The 16,555-nt window shown below is 71.1% G+C and carries 19 protein-coding genes; 17 read left to right on the top strand and 2 right to left on the bottom strand.

Annotated elements, in window-relative coordinates; translation table 11 throughout:
• Positions 1-544, top strand: a 544-nt coding sequence (locus tag E3O48_RS14040) for a C40 family peptidase (RefSeq protein WP_134539711.1), incomplete at its 5' end; no start/stop codon positions are given.
• 105 nt (positions 545-649) lie between these two features.
• Here E3O48_RS14040 and ppa read toward each other — a convergent pair.
• The gene (ppa, locus tag E3O48_RS14035) at positions 650-1,141 is read right to left on the bottom strand and encodes an inorganic diphosphatase (RefSeq protein ID WP_134539709.1); all 492 of its coding nucleotides are present in this window, start codon (positions 1,139-1,141) and stop codon (positions 650-652) included.
• A gap of 45 nt (positions 1,142-1,186) precedes the next feature.
• On the opposite strand from ppa, the gene tilS reads away from it, so the two are divergent.
• From tilS to E3O48_RS13960, 15 genes are all read left to right on the top strand, one after another.
• Positions 1,187-2,230 carry a tRNA lysidine(34) synthetase TilS gene (tilS, locus tag E3O48_RS14030; protein WP_134539707.1) on the top strand — a complete coding sequence of 348 codons (1,044 nt, stop codon included), beginning with the start codon at positions 1,187-1,189 and terminating at the stop codon, positions 2,228-2,230.
• The gene (hpt, locus tag E3O48_RS14025) at positions 2,211-2,762 is read left to right on the top strand and encodes a hypoxanthine phosphoribosyltransferase (protein ID WP_134510895.1); all 552 of its coding nucleotides are present in this window, start codon (positions 2,211-2,213) and stop codon (positions 2,760-2,762) included. Before tilS ends, hpt begins: the two co-directional genes overlap by 20 nt.
• Positions 2,763-2,825: 63 nt before the next feature.
• Positions 2,826-4,838: an ATP-dependent zinc metalloprotease FtsH gene (ftsH, locus tag E3O48_RS14020; protein ID WP_134510896.1), complete on the top strand. Its 2,013-nt coding sequence runs from the start codon at positions 2,826-2,828 to the stop codon at positions 4,836-4,838.
• 7 nt (positions 4,839-4,845) lie between these two features.
• Positions 4,846-5,445 (top strand): GTP cyclohydrolase I, encoded by a 600-nt coding sequence (gene folE / locus E3O48_RS14015; RefSeq protein WP_134510897.1) that lies wholly within the window; start codon positions 4,846-4,848, stop codon positions 5,443-5,445.
• 17 nt (positions 5,446-5,462) lie between these two features.
• Positions 5,463-6,257, top strand: coding sequence for a dihydropteroate synthase (gene folP, locus E3O48_RS14010; protein WP_134539715.1), 795 nt, complete (start codon positions 5,463-5,465; stop codon positions 6,255-6,257).
• On the top strand, positions 6,254-6,619 hold the full coding sequence (gene folB / locus E3O48_RS14005; protein WP_134539705.1) for a dihydroneopterin aldolase: 366 nt from the start codon (positions 6,254-6,256) through the stop codon (positions 6,617-6,619). Before folP ends, folB begins: the two co-directional genes overlap by 4 nt.
• Positions 6,616-7,227 carry a 2-amino-4-hydroxy-6-hydroxymethyldihydropteridine diphosphokinase gene (folK, locus tag E3O48_RS14000; protein ID WP_134539703.1) on the top strand — a complete coding sequence of 204 codons (612 nt, stop codon included), beginning with the start codon at positions 6,616-6,618 and terminating at the stop codon, positions 7,225-7,227. Before folB ends, folK begins: the two co-directional genes overlap by 4 nt.
• The gene (locus E3O48_RS13995; RefSeq protein WP_134510900.1) at positions 7,224-7,697 is read left to right on the top strand and encodes a DUF3180 domain-containing protein; all 474 of its coding nucleotides are present in this window, start codon (positions 7,224-7,226) and stop codon (positions 7,695-7,697) included. Before folK ends, E3O48_RS13995 begins: the two co-directional genes overlap by 4 nt.
• On the top strand, positions 7,690-8,193 hold the full coding sequence (locus E3O48_RS13990) for a PH domain-containing protein (protein ID WP_241982549.1): 504 nt from the start codon (positions 7,690-7,692) through the stop codon (positions 8,191-8,193). Before E3O48_RS13995 ends, E3O48_RS13990 begins: the two co-directional genes overlap by 8 nt.
• Positions 8,190-9,896 carry a PH domain-containing protein gene (locus E3O48_RS13985; protein ID WP_134539702.1) on the top strand — a complete coding sequence of 569 codons (1,707 nt, stop codon included), beginning with the start codon at positions 8,190-8,192 and terminating at the stop codon, positions 9,894-9,896. The genes E3O48_RS13990 and E3O48_RS13985 overlap by 4 nt, the downstream gene beginning before the upstream one ends.
• Positions 9,893-10,714 (top strand): Rossmann-like and DUF2520 domain-containing protein, encoded by an 822-nt coding sequence (locus E3O48_RS13980; protein WP_134539700.1) that lies wholly within the window; start codon positions 9,893-9,895, stop codon positions 10,712-10,714. The genes E3O48_RS13985 and E3O48_RS13980 overlap by 4 nt, the downstream gene beginning before the upstream one ends.
• 31 nt (positions 10,715-10,745) lie before the next feature.
• Positions 10,746-11,612 carry a pantoate--beta-alanine ligase gene (panC, locus tag E3O48_RS13975; RefSeq protein WP_241982548.1) on the top strand — a complete coding sequence of 289 codons (867 nt, stop codon included), beginning with the start codon at positions 10,746-10,748 and terminating at the stop codon, positions 11,610-11,612.
• Positions 11,613-11,688: 76 nt separating this feature from the next.
• A complete protein-coding gene (lysS, locus tag E3O48_RS13970) occupies positions 11,689-13,269 on the top strand; it encodes a lysine--tRNA ligase (RefSeq protein WP_134539696.1) in 1,581 nt (526 codons plus the stop codon).
• A gap of 4 nt (positions 13,270-13,273) precedes the next feature.
• Positions 13,274-13,492, top strand: coding sequence for a hypothetical protein (locus E3O48_RS13965; protein WP_134539694.1), 219 nt, complete (start codon positions 13,274-13,276; stop codon positions 13,490-13,492).
• Positions 13,489-14,094, top strand: a complete 606-nt coding sequence (locus E3O48_RS13960; RefSeq protein ID WP_134539692.1) for an SGNH/GDSL hydrolase family protein — start codon at positions 13,489-13,491, stop codon at positions 14,092-14,094. Before E3O48_RS13965 ends, E3O48_RS13960 begins: the two co-directional genes overlap by 4 nt.
• Positions 14,095-14,256: 162 nt before the next feature.
• Here the strand turns inward: E3O48_RS13960 and E3O48_RS13955 are convergent, their stop codons facing one another.
• Positions 14,257-15,492: an ROK family transcriptional regulator gene (locus tag E3O48_RS13955; protein WP_134510907.1), complete on the bottom strand. Its 1,236-nt coding sequence runs from the start codon at positions 15,490-15,492 to the stop codon at positions 14,257-14,259.
• A 54-nt stretch (positions 15,493-15,546) separates the two neighbouring features.
• Between E3O48_RS13955 and E3O48_RS13950 the strand changes: the two genes are divergently transcribed.
• The gene (locus E3O48_RS13950) at positions 15,547-16,464 is read left to right on the top strand and encodes a LacI family DNA-binding transcriptional regulator (RefSeq protein ID WP_241982547.1); all 918 of its coding nucleotides are present in this window, start codon (positions 15,547-15,549) and stop codon (positions 16,462-16,464) included.
• Positions 16,465-16,555 lie beyond the last annotated feature (91 nt).

Genomic DNA, 16,555 nt, shown 5'->3' with positions numbered 1-16,555 from the left:
GGCCGCTGCCGCCAACAAGCCGGCCCCGGCAGCCCCGGCAGCCCCGGCGGCACCGTCGGCCCCTTCGGCACCGTCCGGCGGCGGCAGCGCCCCGGCATCCGGCGGCGGCTCGGCGCCAGCCCCGGCCCCCACTCCTGCTCCGGGTCCTGCCCCGGCGCCGAACGCAAACGCCGTGGATGTGGCGATCTCGTTCGCCAGCGCGCAGCTCGGCGACCGCTACGGCCTCGGCGGTTCCGGCCCCGACGTCTGGGACTGCTCCGGTCTCACCAAGGCGGCCTACGCTGCCGCCGGTGTGTACATCGGATCCCACTCGGCGACGAACCAGTACCGCACCATGGCGAACCAGGGACGCCTGGTCTCATTCAGCCAGGTCCAGCGCGGCGACCTCGTCTTCTGGGGCGGCGGCGGGGACTACTACCACGTGGCGATCTACGTGGGCGGCGGTCAGGTCCTCGAGGCGGCCGATTACGGCAAGCCGGTGCGCATCCACAGCATCTGGTCGCCGGGCGACATCGCGCCCTACGTGGGCCGCCCCACCGGCTGACCCCCACCCGGCTGACCCCCACCGGGGCCGTCACACCTCGCCGAGATGTGAGAAAAGCCGCTTCCCGGAGTCCGGGAAGCGGCTTTTCTCACAGTTCGGCGAGGACTAGTGGCCCTCGGCGGCCAGTTTTTCGATGCCGTCGCGCACGATCTGGTCGGCCTCGGCCGCGTCGCCCCAGCCCTCGGTCTTGACCCACTTGCCCGGTTCGAGGTCCTTGTAGTGCTCGAAGAAGTGCTCGATCTCCTTGCGGGTGTGCTCGGGGATGTCGGTGACGTCCTGGATGTAGTCCCAGCGCGGGTCGCCGGCCGGAACGGCGATGACCTTCGCGTCGGAGCCGCCGTCGTCGGTCATGTTGAAGACGCCGACGGGGCGCACGGACACGCCGACGCCGGGGAAGAGCGGGAAGTCCAGGAGCACGAGCACGTCGACGGGGTCGCCGTCGAGGCCGAGCGTGTTCTCGAAGAAACCGTAGTCGGTCGGGTAGACGAAGCTCGTGTAGAGCACCCGGTCCAGGTACACCCGCCCGGTCTCGTGGTCGACCTCGTATTTGTTGCGGCTCCCGCGAGGGATCTCAATCACTGCGTCGTATTCGGCCATGGCCTGGTTTCTCCCTTGATCAAAGTCTGCGGCTAACGTTACTGGATGCAGTCACCACCCCGCCCGAGACTAACCCCGGCCATTGCCGATGTGCGCCGGATGGTGCGGGGTGCCCTCCCGGCCCGCGGGCTCGTGCTGGTGGGCCTGAGCGGGGGAGCGGACTCCCTCGCCCTCGCCGCCGCCTGTGCGTTCGAGGCCGGCCGGGCCGGCATTCGGGCCGGGGCCGTCATCGTCGACCACGCGCTGCAGGCCGGGTCGGCGGATGTCGCGGCCACGGCGGCAGGCCAGGCCACCGCCCTCGGGCTCGCCCCGGTGCTCGTGCTCCGGGTCACTGTCGACCATGCCGCGGCCGGCGACGGCCCGGAAGCGGCCGCCCGCACGGCCCGCTACGCCGCCTTCGACACGGCCCTGGCCGAGACCGGCGCGAGCCACATCCTCCTCGGCCATACCCTCGACGACCAGGCGGAGACGGTGCTGCTCGGCCTGGCCCGGGGATCGGGGCCGACCAGCCTGCAGGGCATGGCCGCCGCCAGCGGACCCTACCTGCGCCCGCTGCTCGGCCTGCGCCGGAGCGTCACGCGACAGTTCTGCGTCGACGCCGGCCTGGCGCCCTGGCAAGATCCGCACAACCTCGAACCGCGCTTCACCCGGGTGCGGGTGCGGGAAAGAGTGCTGCCGCTGCTCGAACGGGAGCTCGGCCCGGGTGTCGCCGAGGCGCTCGCCCGCACCGCCGAACAGCTGCGGGAGGACTCGGCGGCCCTCGACGCCCTCGCCCGCGGGATCGGCGACGAGCTCGGCGAGCCCGCGGACGACGGGGCGCTGAGGGTCAGCGTGGCGGTGCTCGCGGCGAGCCCGGCCGCGCTGCGGCAGCGGAGCATCCGTTTCTTCGCCGAACGCGAGTTCGGGGTCTCCCTGGGCCGGGTGCACACCCTGGCCGTCGCCCGCCTCGTCACCGACTGGCACGGGCAGAAGGCGCTCGACCTGCCAGGCATTAGAGTTGTACGGCAGGACGGATGGTTGATTTTCTCCGGGCCTGGACCCGAACCGAGCAAAGGACCCTCTCGCTCCCATGGAACCACGCGACATTGACGGCGACCTGACCGAGATTCTGATCGAGGAAGAGGCCATCCGCGACAGGCTGGCCGAGTTGTGCCGCCGGATCGAGGCGGACTACGCCGGCAAGGATCTGCTGCTCGTCGGAGTCCTCAAGGGTGCCGTGATGGTGATGGCCGACCTGGCCCGCGAACTCAAGCACCCCATCGCGATGGACTGGATGGCCGTGAGCTCCTACGGCTCCGGAACGCAGTCCAGCGGCGTCGTGCGCATCCTCAAGGACCTCGACACCGACCTGCACGGCCGCAACGTGCTCATCGTCGAGGACATCATCGACTCGGGCCTGACCCTGTCCTGGCTCCTCGCCAACCTCAAGTCGCGCGAACCGGAGTCGGTGGAGATCTGCGCGCTGCTCCGCAAGCCGGATGCCGCGAGGGTCGACATCGATGTGAAGTACCTCGGTTTCGACATCCCGAACCAGTTCGTCGTGGGCTACGGCCTCGACTACGACGAGAAGTACCGCAACCTGCGTTCGGTCGGCGTGCTCGCGCCGCACATCTACGCGTAACGATCGCGCTCAGGGCGAACACACGGCGACCACCCAGTGGCGGCACGATAGCCTGTGACAACCATGAACGTCAAGAAACTACTGCGCGGGCCACTCCTCTATATCATCCTGGCGATTGTCGCCGTGTGGGTAGGGTCGAGTCTCATCACCATGTCGGGGTTCAAAGAGATCCCCACCCAGCAGGGACTCGAGTTCCTGAAGGACGGGAAGGTCTCCCAGGCCAAGATCGTCGACGGTGACCAGCGGGTCGACCTGACCCTCACCAAGGCCGACAAGGAACTCGGCAACCAGGTGCAGTTCTACTACGTCGCCCCGCGCGGCGCGGAGGTCGTCGACGCCGTCACCGGCGCGAACCTGCAGGACGGCTTCACCGACGAGGTGCCGCAGTCGAGCTGGTTCCTCTCGCTGCTGAGCATCCTGCTCCCGCTGCTCCTGATCGGTGTCTTCTTCTGGCTGATGCTCTCGGGCATGCAGGGCGGCGGCAACAAGGTCATGCAGTTCGGCAAGTCCAAGGCAAAGCTGGTCTCCAAGGAGAGCCCCCAGGTCACCTTCGCGGATGTCGCGGGTGCCGACGAGGCGATCGAGGAACTCGAGGAGATCAAGGACTTCCTCAAGGAGCCCGCGAAGTTCCAGGCCGTCGGCGCGCGCATCCCCAAGGGTGTGCTGCTCTACGGCCCTCCCGGCACCGGCAAGACCCTCCTCGCCCGTGCCGTCGCCGGCGAGGCCGGCGTGCCGTTCTACTCCATCTCCGGCTCCGACTTCGTCGAGATGTTCGTCGGCGTCGGTGCCAGCCGCGTGCGCGACCTGTTCCAGCAGGCGAAGGAGAACGCCCCGGCCATCATCTTCATCGACGAGATCGACGCCGTCGGTCGTCACCGCGGCGCCGGCATGGGCGGCGGGCACGACGAGCGCGAGCAGACCCTCAACCAGCTCCTGGTCGAGATGGACGGCTTCGACGTGAAGGCCAACGTCATCCTGATCGCCGCGACGAACCGTCCGGACATCCTCGACCCCGCACTTCTGCGCCCCGGCCGCTTCGACCGCCAGATCGGCGTCGACGCCCCGGACATGCTCGGCCGCAAGCGCATCCTCGAGGTGCACGCCAAGGGCAAGCCGATGGCGAAGGGCGTCGACCTCGAGGTTCTCGCCCGCAAAACCCCGGGTTTCACCGGCGCCGACCTGGCCAACGTGCTCAACGAGGCCGCACTGCTCACCGCGCGCTCCAACGCGCAGCTGATCGACAACCGCGCCCTCGACGAGGCCGTGGACCGGGTGATGGCCGGCCCGCAGCGCCGCACCCGCATCATGCGCGACAAGGAGAAGCTGATCACGGCCTACCACGAGGGCGGGCACGCCCTCGTCGCCACCGCGATGAACAACACCGACCCGGTGACCAAGATCACCATCCTCCCGCGCGGCCGGGCCCTCGGTTACACCATGGTCATGCCGATGGAAGACCGCTACTCGGTCTCCCGCAACGAGCTCCTCGACCAGCTCGCCTACGCGATGGGCGGCCGCGTCGCCGAAGAGATGATCTTCCACGACCCGACCACCGGCGCCTCCAACGACATCGAGAAGGCCACCGCCACGGCCCGCAAGATGGTCACCGAGTTCGGTATGAGCGCGGCCGTCGGCCCGCTCAAGCTCGGCCAGTCCTCCGGCGAGGTCTTCCTCGGCCGCGACATGGGCCACCAGCGCGACTACTCGGAGCGGATGGCCGAGAGCGTCGACAAGGAGGTGCGCGAGCTTCTCGAGGCGGCGCACGACGAGGCCTACGAGGTGCTCGGACGCAACCGGGCGATCCTCGACAGGCTGGCCGCCGCGCTGCTCGAACACGAGACGCTCAGCCAGGCCGAGCTCGCGCCGATCTTCGCGGACGTCGAGAAGCTCCCGCCCCGGCCGCAGTGGCTCTCCAGCACCAACCGTCCGGTCTCCGACCTGCCGCCGATCGAGATGCCGCTTCCCAAGGCCGCCATCGACGACGGCGTCGTCGACGGCGGGGTCTCCAGCGGCGACACCGCCCCGATCAAGCCGAAGCGCGCGCCCGCCCGCACCCCGCGTCCCGCCACCGCGTAGGCGCCGGGTGGCAGTCGACAGGACGCGGATCGAGGCCGCGGTCGTTGAGCTCCTTGCCGCGATCGGCGAGGATGTCTCCCGGCCCGGCCTGGAGGCGACCCCGCGACGCGTCGCCGAGTCCTACAGCGAGTACTTCGCCGGGCTCGGCGTCGACCCGCTCGACCACCTGCGGGACACGATCCCGGTCGGCCCGGCCACGGGAGAGCTCGTGCTCGTGCGCGACCTCGCGTTCCGCTCCGTCTGCGAGCACCACCTGCTGCCGTTCATCGGCCGCGCCCACCTGGCCTACCTGCCGGGCGACCGGGTGGTCGGCCTCGGCCGTCTGCCCGCCGTGGTCGACACCCTCGCCGCGCGCCCTCAGGTGCAGGAGCGCCTGACCGAGGAGATCGCCGAGGCGCTGCAGACCGGGCTGGCTCCCCGCGGCATCCTCGTGGTGCTCGACGCCGTGCACGGCTGCGTGACCACCCGGGGTCCCCGCCAGACGGCCAGCTCGACCGTGACCATGGCCAGCCGCGGCGAACTCTCCGACCCGGCGCACCGCGCGGAGATCATGGCCCTGATCGGTGCCGGCCCGATAAGTGCCGGCCCGATCGGTGCTGCACGGTGACCGTGTCGACCCAGGTGATGGGGGTGCTCAACGTCACCCCCGACTCGTTCAGCGACGGCGGCAAATGGGCCACGACGGATGCCGCGATCAGCCACGGCCTCGCCCTGATCGCCGAGGGGGCCGACCTTATCGACGTGGGCGGTGAGTCCACCCGCCCGGGCGCGGTCAGGGTCTCGCCCGCCGACGAGCAGTCCCGGATCATCCCGGTGATCACCGAATTGGCCCGGCAGGGCGTGGTCGTCAGCGTGGACACCCTCAACTCCGGTACCGCCGCGGCAGCCGCCGCGGCCGGCGCCGCCATCATCAACGACGTCTCCGGCGGTCTCGCCGACCCGCGGATGGCCGCCGTCGCCGCCGACTCGGGGCTCACCTATGTCGCCATGCACTGGCGCGGGCACGCGCAGAAGATGGATTCGCTGGCGGTCTACGGCGACGTCGTCGCCGAGGTGCTCGCCGAACTGTCCTGGCGGGTCGACGCCCTCACCAACGCGGGCGTCCGGCGCGACAAGATCGTGCTCGACCCGGGTCTCGGCTTCGCGAAGCTCCCGGCGCACAATTGGCAGCTGCTCGCGAACCTGGACGCGTTCGGCACCCTCGGGCTGCCGGTCATGGTCGGCGCGTCTCGCAAGCGTTTCCTGGCCGGGGTACTTCCGGAAGACGCCGGCATCGAGGCGCGCGACCTGCCGACCGCGGTGCTCAGCGTGCTCGCCGCCCAGGCCGGGGCGTGGGCGGTGCGCGTGCACGACGTCCCGGCGACCCGCACGGCCCTGAACGTGCTCGCACTGGTGGACTCCGCCAGAATGGAACCATGACAAGCGACTCGATCACCCTCACCGGGCTGCGGGTCACCGCGCACCACGGCGTCTACGACTTCGAGCGTGAGAACGGGCAGGACTTCGTCATCGACGTCACGGTCTGGCTCGACCTCCGGGCCGCGGCACGCTCCGACGACCTGGCCGGCACCATCCACTACGGCGAACTCGCGGTCGAGGTGACGGATGCCGCGAGGGGCAATCCGGTGGACCTGATCGAGACCGTCGCCGAACGCATCGCCGCCGTGGTGCTCGCCCACGAGCCGGCGGAACGGGTGCAGGTCACCGTGCACAAACCGAATGCCCCCATCTCGGTGCCGTTCGCCGACGTCGCCGTGCAGATCACCCGGACCCGGGCATGAGCCCGGCATCCGCAGGCACCGGCCCCGCCGATCCGCCGCACGCGGATCCGCCGCACGCCGATCCGCCGCACGCCGATCCGCCGCACGCCGATCCGCCGCACGCCGAGCCGGTCGTGCTCGCCCTCGGCAGCAACCTCGGCGACCGCACCCGGACCCTTGCCGCCGCCGTGCGGGCCCTCGCGGACCTGCCCGGCTTCGACCTGACCGGAGTGTCGCCGGCATTCGAGTCCGCCGCCGTCAAACCGTCCGGGGTCGATGAGACCGCCCCCCGCTACCTCAACTCGGTGGTCGCCGGGCAGTACACCGGCACCCCGCTCGCCCTGCTCGACGCGGTCAACGGCATCGAAGCCGACCTCGGCCGGGTGCGCGCCGAACGCTGGGGCGACCGCACGTTGGACATCGACATCATCGTCTTCGGCGCCCTGGAGTTCTCCGACGACCGGCTGAGCATCCCGCATCCGCTGGCCCACGAACGCGACTTCGTGCTCGCCCCCTGGCTGGAGCTCGACCCGGAGGCGGCCATCCCCGGGCGCGGCCCGGTGCGCGCCCTGCTCGCCGGCCTCCATCCCACGGTGGCGCCCTACCGGGAGATCGGCGGCGACCGATGAAGCGCACCCAGCCGGGCACCGTCATCCTGCTGGTCCTGGTCGGACTCGTGTTCGGGTTCCTGCTCGAGGTGACCGCCGCCGCGACCGGGTCGCCCATCCTGATCCTCCCGATCACCCTGCCGATCGCCCTCGTCGTCATCGGCGTGGCCGTGGCCCTGCTGGCCTGGCCGATCCGCCAGGCCACCCGTGGCAAACCCGGCCGCCGCGTCGACCCGTTCATGGCCATGCGGGTGGCGGTGCTGGCGAAGGCGTCCGCGTTCAGCGGGGCGCTGTTCCTCGGCGCGGGCCTCGGCATCGTGCTCTACGTCCTCACCCGCTCGGTCGTGCCGACGGTAACATCGGTATGGCTCGCCATCGGCATGGCGGTCGGCGCCGCACTCCTCCTCACGGGCGGTCTGGTCGCCGAACACTTCTGCACCCTGCCACCCGATGACGACGATGAGAAGGAGCGGGGAGAAGCGCGTGCCTGAACCCGAAACGCCACGCCGGCTGGACTTGCCGGACGTCCCCGACTGGAAGCGGGTCTCCCCGCGTTATGTCCTGGTGGAGATCGTCGGCACCGTGCTCTTCGGCCTCGCCCTCTGCGGCGGCGGCGCCCTGCTCTGGCTCGTCGTCGGCCTGGAATGGGCGCCGTACCTGATCGGGGCGATCGTGCTCGTCACCCTGCTCACCGTGCTCTTCGAGCCGCGCCGGGTGCGCGCCATCGGCTACCAGCTGCGGCAGGACGACCTGCTGTTCCGGCGGGGCATCATGTTCACCCGCTTCGTGTCGGTTCCCTACGGTCGGATGCAGCTGGTCGACATCACCCGCGGCCCGATCGCCCGCTGGCTCGGCCTGGCCGACCTGAAATTCGTCACGGCGGCCGCCTCCTCCGGCGTGCTCATCCCCGGCCTGGCCGAGGCCGACGCGGAGAGCCTGCGCGACCGGCTGGTCGAACTGGCCGAGAGTCGCCGGGCCGGGCTGTGACCAGCCTCGCCGACGGTGAATGGCACCGGCTGCATCCGGCCAGCCCGCTGCTGCGCGGCGGGATCTTCATCGTCGCGGTGCTGGGCTTCATCGTCGCGAACCTCCGCGAACGGCTGATCGACTTCTTCTTCGGCGTGCCCGTTTACGGCAGTGACCCGATCGACGAGATCATGCGGCGCGGTGCGGTCGGCTGGGCGCTGCTCATCGTCGCCGTCGTGCTCGTGCTGATCCTGCTCGGCTTCTACCTCTCCTGGCGCATGCACACCTTCCGGGTCAGCGACGAGGTCGTCGAGGTGCGCAGCGGACTCGTCTTCCGCAGCAACCGGCGGGCCAGGCTCGACCGGATCCAGGGCGTCAACATCGTGCGGCCGTTCGTGCCCCGGCTGTTCGGGGCCGCGAAACTCGAGGTCAGCGTGGCCGGGCAGGACGCGAACGTGCAGTTGGCCTACCTGGGCTCGGCCCTGGCGGATGCGCTGCGCCGGGACATCCTGCACCTCGCCTCCGGGCTCCGCCAGCCCGCCGCCTCTGCTGCTGCTGCCGCTTCTGCCGCCGCCTCTGCCGCGGCTACCTCCACCTCGGCTGTTCCGAATTCAGGAACCGAGGCCGAAAACGGGGCGGAAACCGGCGGCTTCCGCAGTCAGCGGGCTTCCGCACCTGAATTCGGGACAGCGGAGGGCCGGGTTCCCGAGGGGAGCGGCGCTCCCGCGGGGATCGGCGCGGCGGCGGCAGGCATCGCCGGCGGGGTCGGCGGATTCGCCGTCGACCGGGCGAACGAGTTCTTCGCCCCGGAACTGGATCCGGACGCGGCCCCGCCCGAGTCGGTCGTGCGGATCCCGCCCGGGCGGCTGATCGGCTCGGTCTTCTTCAGCGGCTTCACCGTGTTCCTCGTGCTGGCCGGGATCGCCCTCGTCGTCTCCATCGCGTTCGGCGGCAGCGGCTGGCTGCTCGTGGCCATCCTCCCCGGCATGATCGGCAGCGTCAGCTACTACTTCTCCCGGTTCACCAAGTCCCTGCGCTACAGCATCGCCGGCACCCCCGACGGCGTGCGGGTGGGCTTCGGCCTGCTGTCGACGAGCAACGAGACGCTCCCGCCCGGCCGCATCCACGCCATCCGGGTGTCGCAGCCCGTGCTCTGGCGCCCGTTCGGCTGGTGGCAGGTGCGGATCAACACGGCCGGGCACTCCACCAATAAGGGCGCGGCCGGCGAGGCCAACACCACGACCCTCCCGGTCGGAACGGAGGACGACGTCGCCCGGGTGCTCGAACTGATCCTGCCCGGGTTCAACTCCGCCGAACACCTCGCGCTGATCGGCCGCGGCCTCCTCTCCACGGGCGGAGACGACGGTTTCACCAATGCGCCCGGGCGTGCCGCCTGGCTCCGCCCGTTCTCCTGGCGCCGCACCGGCTACGCCATCGCCGACGGGATCGCGCTGCTGCGCCGCGGCACCGTCAGCCGGGAACTGATCCTCGTGCCGCTGGCCCGGCTGCAGAGCGTCGGCGTCAGCCAGGGCCCGGTGCGCCGGATCCTCCGCCTCGCCTCGGCCGCACTGCACACCGTCGCCGGCCCGGTCGCCGCCACGCTCAGCGTGCTCGACGCCGGAGAGGCCGTGACCCTGTTCGAGCGCGTCTCCGCCGGCGCGATCGAGTCCGCCCACCTGGACACCAGCCACCACTGGAACCTCCCGAACGGAGCCCCCCGATGACGCAGCGACCCGGCCGGCTCGGGATCGGCATCATCGGCGCCGGCCATGTCGGCCCCATCCTCGGCGCTGCCCTGGCCGGCGCCGGCCACGCGATCGTCGGAATCTCCGCGATCTCCCAGGCCAGCCGCGACCGGGCCGAAGCCATCCTGCCGTTCGTGCCCATCCTGACCGTGCCCGAGATCGTCGAGCGCAGCGAACTGGTGATCATCGCCGTGCCGGACACTCAGCTGGAAAGCCTCATCGCCGGGCTCGCCGCCACCGGCACCTGGCAGGCCGGCCAGCTCGTGCTGCACACCTCCGCCCGGTTCGGCACGACCGTGCTCGCCCCGGCCCAGGCCGGCGGGGCGATCCCGCTGGCGATCCACCCGGCGATGAGCTTCACCGGCACGAGCATCGACATCGCCCGGCTGGCCGACAGCTGGTTCGCGGTGACCGCGCCCACCCCGGTTCTGCCGATCGCGCAGGCGCTCGTCGTGGAGATGGGCGGCGAACCGGTGATCGTCGCGGAGGCCGATCGCCCCCGTTACGCCGAGGCCGTGGACACGGCCACCGCGTTCGCGACCTCGATCGTCGAACAGGCGACCGGCCTGCTCGCCGGGATCGGGATCGACCGGCCCGGCGCCGTGATCGCGCCGCTGGTGCGCTCGGCCATGGAGAACGCCCTGGCCCGCACCAGCCCCGACCGGCTCGACCTGTCCCTGCTCGCGGACCTGCCTGGGCCGGGCACCCGCGACGACCCGACCGGCGAAAGCCGTGCCCGCGAAGACCCTGCACACGAAGACCATGCACACGAGGACGCTGACGACTTCGATGAATGAACCAACCGCAACACACGGAGGACGAGTGAACGTGCTCACCACACCAGAGGTCATCGACACCATCGCCGGGCTGCGCGCCCGGCTGGCCGAAACCGGGGAGCGAGCCGGCGAAAGGCCCCGCGTCGTGCTCGTTCCGACCATGGGCGCCCTGCACGCGGGCCACCTGGCCCTGGTGCGCCGGGCCCGGCAACTCGGCGACATCGTGGTGGTGTCGATCTTCGTCAACCCGCTTCAGTTCGGCGCCGGCGAGGACCTCGCCAGCTACCCGCGCACCCTGGGCGAGGACGTCGCCGCCCTCGGCGCGGTCGGCGTGGACCTCGTCTTCGCCCCCACCGGCCAGGTCATGTACCCGCACGGCCCCAGCGCCACCCGGGTCACCGCCGGTCCCGTCGGCACGCTCTACGAGGGTGCGGCACGGCCCGGGCATTTCGACGGCATGCTCACCGTCGTCTGCAAGCTGATCAACATCGTCGGCCCCGACGTGGTCGTCTTCGGCGAGAAGGACGCCCAGCAGGTGTTCCTGGTCGAAGCGATGCTCGAGGACCTCGACTTCCGGCCCGTGATCGAGGTCGTCCCGATCGTGCGGGAACAGGGCGGGCTCGCGCTCTCCAGCCGCAACCGCAACCTCGCCGAGGAGCAGCGCGCCGCGGCCAGGGCGCTGTCGGCGGGGCTGGCGGCCGCCGCATCCGTCGCCGACCGGGGCACAGCCGCAGCCCTGCAGGCGGCCCATGCGCTCATCGACGCCCAGCCACTGGTTAAACTGGACTATCTCGTCGTCGTGGACCCGCAGACCTTCCTTCCGGTCGCAGCCGACCATCACGGGCCCGCCCGGATGCTGGTCGCCGCGCTGGTGGGCAGCACCCGCCTGATCGACAACGCAGCCCTCGACCTGAACTGACCATCTTCTTCCCACCAGATCAACCCGCGGAACAGCCAGGGCACCGCCCGCCTGCCAGCCGCCGACGGAGAACCGCATGAGCCCGAACAACACCCCTCAGCCCGCCACGACCGCGGCGGCGACCGACGCCCGGAGCACGGCCGAACTCGCCGAGGCCGAGGCCGCGGCCCAGGCCGCGCTGGCGGAGATCACCGAGCAGAAGGCCGTGCGGCTGGCCAAGCGCGACCGCCTGATCGGGGCGGCGACGACCCCCGGCGGCGGCGCCTACCCGGTCTCCGTTCCGGTCACCGACACCATTCCCGCCGTTCGGGCCCGGTTCGGCGCCCTCGAGCCCGACGCCGTCACGGGTGTCACCGCGGGCCTGGCCGGCCGGGTCGTGCACCTGCGCAACACCGGCAAGCTCTGCTTCGCCAGCCTGCAGGCCGGCGACGGCAGCCGCATCCAGGCCATGGTCTCCCTCGGCGAGGTGGGCGCGGAGTCCCTGGCCGAGTGGAAGGACCTGGTCGACCTCGGCGACCACCTCTTCGTCTCCGGCGAGGTCATCTCCTCCCGTCGCGGCGAGCTGTCGATCATGGTCACCGACTGGCAGATCGCCGCCAAGGCCTTGCTGCCGCTGCCGAACCTGCACACCGAGCTCAGCGAGGAGACGCGGGTGCGCAGCCGCTACCTCGACCTGATCGCCCGCGAGCAGGCCCGGGCCAGCGTCGTCGCACGCTCCCGGACCGTCGCCAGCCTGCGCCGGACGTTCACCGACCGCAACTTCCTCGAGATCGAGACGCCGATGCTGCAGGTCATGCACGGCGGGGCATCCGCCCGCCCGTTCACGACCCACAGCAACGCCTTCGACACCGACCTCTACCTGCGGATCGCCCCCGAGCTGTTCCTCAAGCGCGCCGTCGTCGGCGGCATCGACCGGGTCTACGAGATCAACCGCAACTTCCGCAACGAGGGTGCCGACTCCACCCACTCGCCCGAGTTCGCCATGCTCGAGGCCTATGAGGCGTACGGCGACTACAACTCGATCGCCGACCTGACCCAGACGCTGATCCAGGATGCCGCGCTCGCGGTCTCCGGCTCGCACGTCGTGACCTGGGCCGACGGCACGAAGTTCGACCTCGGCGGCGACTGGGACCGGATCGGCATGTACGACAGCCTGTCCGCCGCGGTCGGCTACCCGATCTCCCCGGAGACCCCGCTGGCCGAGCTGCGGGTGCTCGCCGACGCCGAGGGCCTCGAGATCGACCACCCCATCCACGGGAAGTACGTGGAGGAGCTGTGGGAGCACTTCGTCAAGGGCGGCCTGACCCGGCCCACCTTCGTAATGGACTTCCCCGTCGACACCAGCCCCCTCGTGCGCGGCCACCGACAGATCGCCGGCGTGGTCGAGAAGTGGGACCTCTACGTGCGCGGCTTCGAACTGGCCACGGGCTACTCCGAGCTCGTCGACCCGGTGATCCAGCGTGAACGGTTCGTCGAGCAGGCCCGGCTCGCGGCCGGGGGAGACCCCGAGGCGATGCGCCTGGACGAGGAGTTCCTCCGCGCCCTCGAATACGGCATGCCGCCGACCGGCGGGATGGGCATGGGCATCGACCGGTTGCTGATGGCACTGTCGGGCCTCGGCATCCGCGAGACCATTCTCTTCCCGTTGGTAAAGTAAGCCCATGAGCCAGCAGCCCCCGGAGGAACCCGCCCGCGACGACGCCGCCCGTGACGAACTCGCCCGTGACGAACGATCGGCTGAGGAACCGAAGCGCGGCGACGAATCCGCTCCGGCCGAGAAAGAGGGACCGTCGACGAACCGGATCATCCTCTGGGTCATCGTCGGCGGCATCGCGCTCTACCTGATCGGCTCCGGGGTCTACGGCATCCTCGTCACATGACGCCCGTCGTGCTCTTCACCGGGGACAGCGTCACCGACTGCGGCCGGCGTGAGGACCACGACGGCCACCTCGGGTCCGGTTACGTGCGGAACATCGCCGGCTCCGGCTGGGCGGCCGGCCGCCGGGTCGTGAACACCGGCATCAACGGCAACCGCATTCTCGACCTTGCCGCCCGCCGGCAGCGGGACGTGCTCGCCCACGCCGCCGACATCGTGTCGGTGCTGATCGGCGTCAACGACACCTGGCGGCGCTACGACGACAACGAGACCACCACCGCGGAGAGCTTCGAGAACGACTACCGCCGGCTGCTCGATCCGATCGCGCGCTCCGGCAGCCGGCTCGTGCTGGTGGAACCGTTCCTGCTGCCGGTCACCGAGGCGCAGCGCGCCTGGCGCGAGGACCTCGACCCGAAGATCGACGTGGTGCACCGGCTGGCGGTCGCCTACGACGCGGTGCTCGTCGCCGCCGACGCCGGGCTCACCCGCAGCGCCACCGCCGTCGGCGCCGAAACGGTCGCCCACGACGGGGTGCACCCGACGAGCGTCGGCCACGAACTGCTCGCCAGCCTGTGGCTGGAAGCGGTCACCGCCGCCGGCCTCTGACCGCCGGCCTGCCCGCCGGCCCCGCCCGGCCCCGCCCGTGCCCTGTCGAATTCGACGGAGATTTTCCCGAAATCCGGCATTATTCGGTGATTTTCGGGCCTGGAGCGAGAAAAGTCCGTCGAATTTGACGGGGGGGGCGACACGCGGATGCCGTGCAGCGGCTCAGCCCGGCCGGCGCCGCGCGCGCCCGGCGAGTTCGGTGGCCCGCGGCGACAGCTCCTGCTGCAGGATGAGCGCCGCACCGCCGACCGCGGCCGCGTCGGCGACATGGGCGGAGAGCCGCACGTCGACCGGATGCCGGGCCCGGGCGAAGAAGCGCTGCTGGAGCCGGGTGACCGCGGCGGTGAGATAGAGCGACCCGGCCGTGGCGAAGGACGGGCCGGCGAGCACGACCGAGTCGAGATCGAGGATGTTGGCCAGGTTCACGATGGCCGTGGCCAGCTGCTCGGCGGAGCGCTCGATCAGCTCGCGGGCGAACGGGTTGCCGTGCACGGCGGCCGTGGCGATCAGGTCGAAGTCGCGGAACGGATCGCCGTCGGGGGAGAGCTCGAAGCCCGCCGCGTGGCCGGCCCCGATCAGGGCGCGCGCCCTGCCCGCCACGGCGCGGGGACCGGCGAGGTCTTCGACGGTGCCGCCCGGTGTCTTCCCGGTCGGGTCGTCGACCCAGAGCTGGCCGAGTTCGCCGGCGTTCGAACTGGCACCGCGGTAGACGGTCCCGCCGAGCACGATTCCCGCGCCGATCCCGGCGGCCATGTAGACCGTGCAGTGGGCGGCCGCGTTCGCGACCGTGCCGCCCCAGAACTCGCCGATGGCGGCGGCCGTCGCGTCGTTGTCGAGTGTCACCGGCAGTCCCGTCGCGCGCTGCAGGGCGGCGCGCACCGGGAAATCGCCCCAGGTGGTCAGGGTCGGCGGGGCCAGGATGCGGCCTGCCTCCAGATCGAGCGGGCCGGGCGCGACGATGCCGATGCCGGCCACCAGCGGGGTGGCGATGTCCAGGCTCGCCAGCAGGCGCCCGATCCGATCCGCGATCCGCTCGATCACCCGGTCGGGGCTTTCGTCGCCGACGCCCCTCGTGCGGGTGCGGCCGACGACCGCGCCGGAGAGGTTCGTGACCACGAAGGTGATGAAGTCGGCGCCGAGCTGCACCCCCACCGCGAACCGGGCATCGGGGTTGATGTTCAGCAGCACCCGGGGCTTGCCGCCGGTCGACTCGCTGCGCCCGGTCTCCAGCACGAGACCGTCGAGGATGAGCTGGCGGACCACGGTCGACATGGTCGCCTGGGTCAGCCCGGTGTGCTCGGCGAGCTCGACCCGGCTGACCGGGCCCTCGGAACGGATGAGGTCGAGCACGATGCCCCGGCTCGTCGTGGTCGCGAGCGGAGCGCGCGGGTTCGTCATTCTGCCTCCAACGCACAGGATAAGGCCCGGGCCTCGATGGTGGATAATCCAACTGTGATCCCCGAACCCGAACCCGAACCGACCGCGCGGCGGCATCCGCCGCTCCCGCAGTCGCCATCATGGGCGATCGGCCTCGAGATCGGGCTGGTGCTCCGCCGCCCGCCGCGCCTGCTGGGGATCGACCCGTTCTACGCCGAGTTCATCGCGGGGATGGAACGCGTGCTCGCCGTGCGCGACGGCTCGGTGCTGCTGCAGGTGGTGCCCAGCCTCACGAAGGAGACCGAGACCTACCGGCGCTGGGCGGCGTCCGGTCAGGTGGCAGGGGTCGTGCTCGCCGACCTGGTCGACGACGACGGCCGGGCCGACTTCCTCCGCACCCTCGGCATCCCCGCCCTCGTGCTCGGCGAGAAGGCGCCGCCGGCGGGGGTCGCCGCGGTGCAGGTCGACAACTACGCGGCGATGACGGATGCCGTCACCCGGCTCGCCGACCTCGGTCACCGGCGGATCGGCCGGGTCTCCGGCCCGCGACCCCTGTTGCACACCCGGGCGCGCACCGAGGCGTTCGAAGACGCCACCGCCGACCTCGGTGCGCACGGGGTCGTCGTGGAGGGCGACTACACCGAGGAGAGCGGCGGGCGAGCCACCCGCAGCCTGCTCGGCCTGGCCGACCCGCCGACGGCGATCATCTACGACAACGACCTGATGGCGGTTGCCGGCCTCGGCGTCGCTGCCGAACTCGGCATCGACGTTCCGGGCTCGCTGTCCCTGCTCGCCTGGGACGACTCGGCCCTGTGCCAGCTGGCCACCCCGCCGTTGTCGGTGATGAGCCGCGACGTGCGCGCCCTCGGCGAAATGGCGGCCGGGGCGCTGCTCGGGCTGATCAGGGACGAGGTGCCGGTGATCCTGCCCGCACCCTCGCCGCGCTTCATCACCCGCGGGTCGACGGCAACCGCTCCGCCGGATCCCCGCTGATATGTAGGGGTTTTTGTCAAGGGGGCATGTTTGAGCGGCGCCCGGGATGATTGGTAGTTCGTGTTCTGACGGGTATGCGGGGGCGTACTTT

This window comes from Cryobacterium sp. HLT2-28, from assembly GCF_004402495.1.
Classification (GTDB): domain Bacteria; phylum Actinomycetota; class Actinomycetes; order Actinomycetales; family Microbacteriaceae; genus Cryobacterium; species Cryobacterium mannosilyticum.
Note: the sequence above shows the minus strand (reverse complement) of the source record. Positions and strands in the feature narration are given on the sequence as shown.